This window comes from Arthrobacter sp. Hiyo1 (assembly GCF_001263615.2).
Taxonomy (GTDB): Bacteria; Actinomycetota; Actinomycetes; order Actinomycetales; family Micrococcaceae; genus Arthrobacter.
Genome location: NZ_DF952470.1, coordinates 37,658 through 41,772, shown reverse-complemented (window position 1 = coordinate 41,772; position 4,115 = coordinate 37,658). Strand labels below are relative to the sequence as shown.

3 protein-coding genes and 2 pseudogenes are annotated in these 4,115 nt (G+C 62.5%); all 5 read right to left on the bottom strand.

The genetic code is table 11. The features are described from left to right. Nucleotides 1-86: 86 nt before the first annotated feature. Entirely contained in the window at nucleotides 87-572 is a 486-nt protein-coding gene (ureE, locus tag AHiyo1_RS09150; protein WP_059388358.1) for an urease accessory protein UreE, read from the bottom strand. 20 nt (nucleotides 573-592) lie between these two features. Beyond that, nucleotides 593-2,337: pseudogene (gene ureC, locus AHiyo1_RS09145) on the bottom strand (urease subunit alpha). Next, entirely contained in the window at nucleotides 2,334-2,720 is a 387-nt protein-coding gene (locus tag AHiyo1_RS09140; protein WP_059388357.1) for an urease subunit beta, read from the bottom strand. The pseudogene ureC and the gene AHiyo1_RS09140 overlap by 4 nt, the downstream one beginning before the upstream one ends. A gap of 9 nt (nucleotides 2,721-2,729) precedes the next feature. After that, nucleotides 2,730-3,031 (bottom strand): annotated as a pseudogene (locus AHiyo1_RS09135) (urease subunit gamma). Between the two features lie 204 nt (nucleotides 3,032-3,235). Then, on the bottom strand, nucleotides 3,236-3,820 hold the full coding sequence (locus AHiyo1_RS09130) for a DedA family protein (protein ID WP_253257239.1): 585 nt from the start codon (nucleotides 3,818-3,820) through the stop codon (nucleotides 3,236-3,238). Nucleotides 3,821-4,115 lie beyond the last annotated feature (295 nt).

Here is a 4,115-nt window from a genome sequence, read left to right as displayed (position 1 = left end):
CCGCGGTGTGGAGGGCACCGCGAAGCGGGCACGGCCCCAAATCCGTGGCGGCGCCCCAACCCGACCGCCCGCCGCGGCCAACGAGCTCAGTGCGTGTGTTCAGCATGGCGGAAAGGCACCGGCATTACGCGTTCCTGGCGGTCATAAGGCACGCCGACGTGTTTGAGGTAGTCCTCGACCGTGTGGTCGTACTGGCACACCATGACTTCGGCCCCGTATTCGGAGTCGCCGTCGAAGAACTGGGCCTGCAGGTGCCTGTTGCCGAGAGAGTGCGCCACTACGCCCATTTCGTAGATGCTGCTCGCGGCGATGACCAGGACGTCGCTCGGCAGCACGGAGACCACGATGAGGTTCGCGTCCTCGACGGCGAGGATGTCGCCGTCGCGCAGGTCCCCGGATCCGGCGGGGAGGCGGATGCCGAGCTCCTTCCCGTGGTCCGTGGTGACGCGTTGGATGCGTTTGACCAGCTGGGCGCTGGGTAAGACGACCTTCTCCTTGTGGAGTTTGGCCAAAGCCGCGGCCTCGGCCTGCGGCAGTTCATGTAGGTTGCCGAGGATCTTTTCGATGATCATGTGGTTCTCCTCCCGGCGATCTAGAAAAGGAAGTAGCGCTGGGCCATGGGCAGCACGTCGGAAGGCTCACAGGTGACGTCTTCGCCGTCGACCGTCACTTTGTAGGTTTCGGGGTCGACGGCGATATCGGGAGTTTCGCCGTTGAACTTGAGGTCCGCTTTGCGCAAGTTCCGGATACCGGAGACCGCCCGGATGACGCGTTCAAGGCCAAGCTCTTCCGGAACGCCGGCGTCGATGGCCGCCTTGGACAGGAAGGTAATGGACGACTGCTGCAGCGCTTTGCCGTGGGTGGCGAACATCGGGCGCATGGTACGTGGCTGCGGTGTGGGGATGGAGCCGTTGGAATCGCCCATGAGCGCGTAGGCGATCTGCCCGCCTTTGAGGACCAGTTCAGGCTTCACACCGAAGAAGGCCGGATTCCAGAGGACGAGGTCGGCGAACTTTCCCACTTCCACGGAGCCGATGGAGTCTGCCATTCCCTGCGCGATCGCGGGGTTGATGGTGTATTTGGAGATGTAGCGCTTGATCCGGAAGTTGTCGCTCTCCGCGCCCAAGCCGTTCGGAGCGCCGTGGCTTGCACCTGACGCATCCTTGAGGACGCCCCGCTGCCGCTTCATGGCGTCGGCCACTTGCCAGGTACGGATGACCACTTCGCCCACGCGGCCCATGGCCTGGGAATCCGATGAGGTCATGGAGAAGATGCCCAAGTCCTGGAGCACGTCTTCGGCGGCGATGGTTTCGGCCCGGATGCGGGAATCAGCGAACGCCACGTCTTCCGGGATGTCCGGGTTGAGGTGGTGGCACACCATGAGCATGTCCAGGTGCTCTTCGATGGTGTTGCGCGTGTACGGGAGCGTGGGGTTGGTGGATGCCGGGAGCACGTTGGGCAATCCGGCGATCTTGATGATGTCCGGAGCGTGGCCGCCGCCGGCGCTTCGGTATGGAAGGTGTGGATCACTCGGCCGTCGATGGCCTTGATGGTGTCCTCCACGAATCCGCACTCGTTGAGGGTGTCCGTGTGGATGGCTACCTGTACGTCGTATTCGTCGGCTACGCGCAGCGACATGTCGATGGAGGATGTCGTGGCGCCCCAGTCCTCGTGGACTTTGAGGCCCACTGCTCCTGCGCGGATCTGTTCGGCGAGCGGCTCGGTGGCGGACGCGTGGCCCTTGCCGAAGAGGCCTATATTGATCGGCAGCCCTTCCGCGGCTTGCAGCATCCGCGAAATGTGCCATTTGCCGGGCGTGATGGTGGTGGCCTTGGTACCTTCGGCTGGTCCCGTGCCACCGCCGACCATAGTGGTGATGCCGCTGCACAGGGCCGTGGGGACTTGGTCCGGGGAAATGTAGTGGATGTGGGTGTCGACGCCGCCTGCAGTGAGGATCTTGCCTTCCCCGGCGATCATCTCAGTACTGGCCCCGATCACGATGTCCACGCCGTCGGCGATCTGGGGGTTGCCGGCCTTGCCGATCTTGAAGATGTGGCCGTCTTTGAGCGCCACATCGGCCTTGTATATTCCGGTGTAGTCGAGGACCACGACGTTCGAAATGACGGTGTCCGGGACGTCCTCATCCCGGGTCACTTGGCCGTTCTGCCCCATGCCGTCGCGGACCACTTTGCCTCCGCCGAACATGACCTCTTCGCCGTAGACCGTGTAGTCCTTCTCGATCTCAAGGAAAAGTTCGGTGTCCGCCAAGCGGATGGAGTCGCCAGTCGTCGGGCCGTAAAGGTCTGCGTACTGCTTGCGCGAAATTTCGAAGCTCACTGGGCTGTCCCTTCTGTGCTGGCACCGGGCCGGTCGGTGTAAGCGGCAGCGTCGCCGTCGTTCTTTCCGGCGTCGGCGTCAAGGGGGCCGTTGACTGCGTTCCGCAGGCCGTAGACTTCGCGGCTGCCCTCAAGCGCGATGAGTTTGACGGTCTTGGAATCGCCGGGTTCGAAGCGAGCAGCCGTTCCGGCAGGGATGTCCAGCCGGCGGCCGTACGCGGCTTCGCGGTCAAAATCGAGCGCGGGATTCGACTCGGCAAAGTGGTAGTGCGAGCCCACCTGGACCGGGCGGTCGCCACGGTTGACGACGTCGACGGCGATTGCCTCGCGTCCGCTGTTGCAGGCGATGGGCTCTGCTTGGAGACGGTACTCACCGGGAATCATGTTGGCCTCCTAGCGGATCGGGTCGTGGACGGTGACGAGCTTGGTGCCGTCGGGGAAAGTGGCCTCGATCTGGACGTCATGGATCATCTCTGGCACGCCCTCCATCACGTCTTCACGGCGAAGCAAGGTGGTCCCGTAGCTCATGAGTTCTGCGACGGTTTTGCCGTCACGGGCGCCTCGATCAGTTCGTAGCTGATGACGGCCACGGCTTCGGGAAAGTTGAGCTTCAAGCCACGGGATTGCCGACGGCGGGCGAGGTCGGCCGCGACCACGATCATGAGCTTTTCCTGCTCACGGGGCAAAAGATGCATCGGTTCTCCTTAAAAGTTCTGTGCTGCAGAAGCGGACATCAGATCACTCGAGGCTCTGATAAGCCGAGGACGTCGGGGCAGCTACTACGGTTATAACGCCAAACATCAGACATATCCAGTTGGACCATTCACCGCCCCTCCCGAACGAATTGTGACCAGCCTAAAGCCTTTAAGTTTCCGTCGGATTTCCGTGATCCCGCGGCATCAGGCCTTCTTGGCGCGGTGCTTCCTGACCTGCCAGACAAGCACAATCGCCACTACAATGACTGCCACCACGGCCGCTGCCCCCCGGCCCACCACGCGGGCCACTTCTTCGTACGAATTTCCGGCCACAAAGCCGAGCGTTACGAACAAGGACCCCCAGATAATGCCGCCGCTGAAATTCCAGAACGCGAAGCGCCGGTAGGGCATGCGGCTGAGTCCGGCGAGCGCAGGCATCACGGCACGAAAGAAGGCGGTAAACCTGCCCAGGAGCACCGCGACGCCGCCTTTGTCCTTGAGGAAGTCTTCGGCCCTCTGCAATTGGGCGCGTCTCTTGTCCAGGATTTTCAAGGCCATCACCCGCGGACCGAAGTGTTTGCCTATTTCGTAACCCACGGTGTCCCCCGTGATCGCGGCCGTGACCACAATGGCGATCATGGCCCACAATTCGAAGAGCCCGCGGCTCGAAATCACCCCGCCGACCACTGCCGCCGTTTCACCGGGGATCACAAAGCCCACAAAAATTGCATCCTCAGCGAACACGAGGGCGAAAACGATGCACGCGATCACAAGCGGGCTGGTATTCAAGAGTCCGTCCAAAAGCGCTTGCATGAAGAACAGTCTGGCAGTTGGAGGCCCACTTGGGCAGGAGGCGTTAGATCCGGCTGCCATTGCTCGTTTCGTGTGGCCCCGTCAAGAATGGTGAGTGTGAACGACAGCTTCGTTGATGTGACTTCCCGAGTGTGGCACGCAATCGGCGCCGATGATGCGGATTGGCCGGCCACCCAGCTAACGACAACAGGGCCCCGGGCCGTTCTCCCGGCCGCTTTCGACGTGACAGGACTGGCGACGGGGGCGGTTGTGGTCGCGACAGTGGCCGCTG

Coding starts and splice junctions, on each gene's coding strand:
- ureE (WP_059388358.1), bottom strand. CDS start 572: ATGATCATCGAAAAGATCCTCGGCAACCTACATGAACTGCCGCAGGCC.
- AHiyo1_RS09140 (WP_059388357.1), bottom strand. CDS start 2,720: ATGATTCCCGGTGAGTACCGTCTCCAAGCAGAGCCCATCGCCTGCAAC.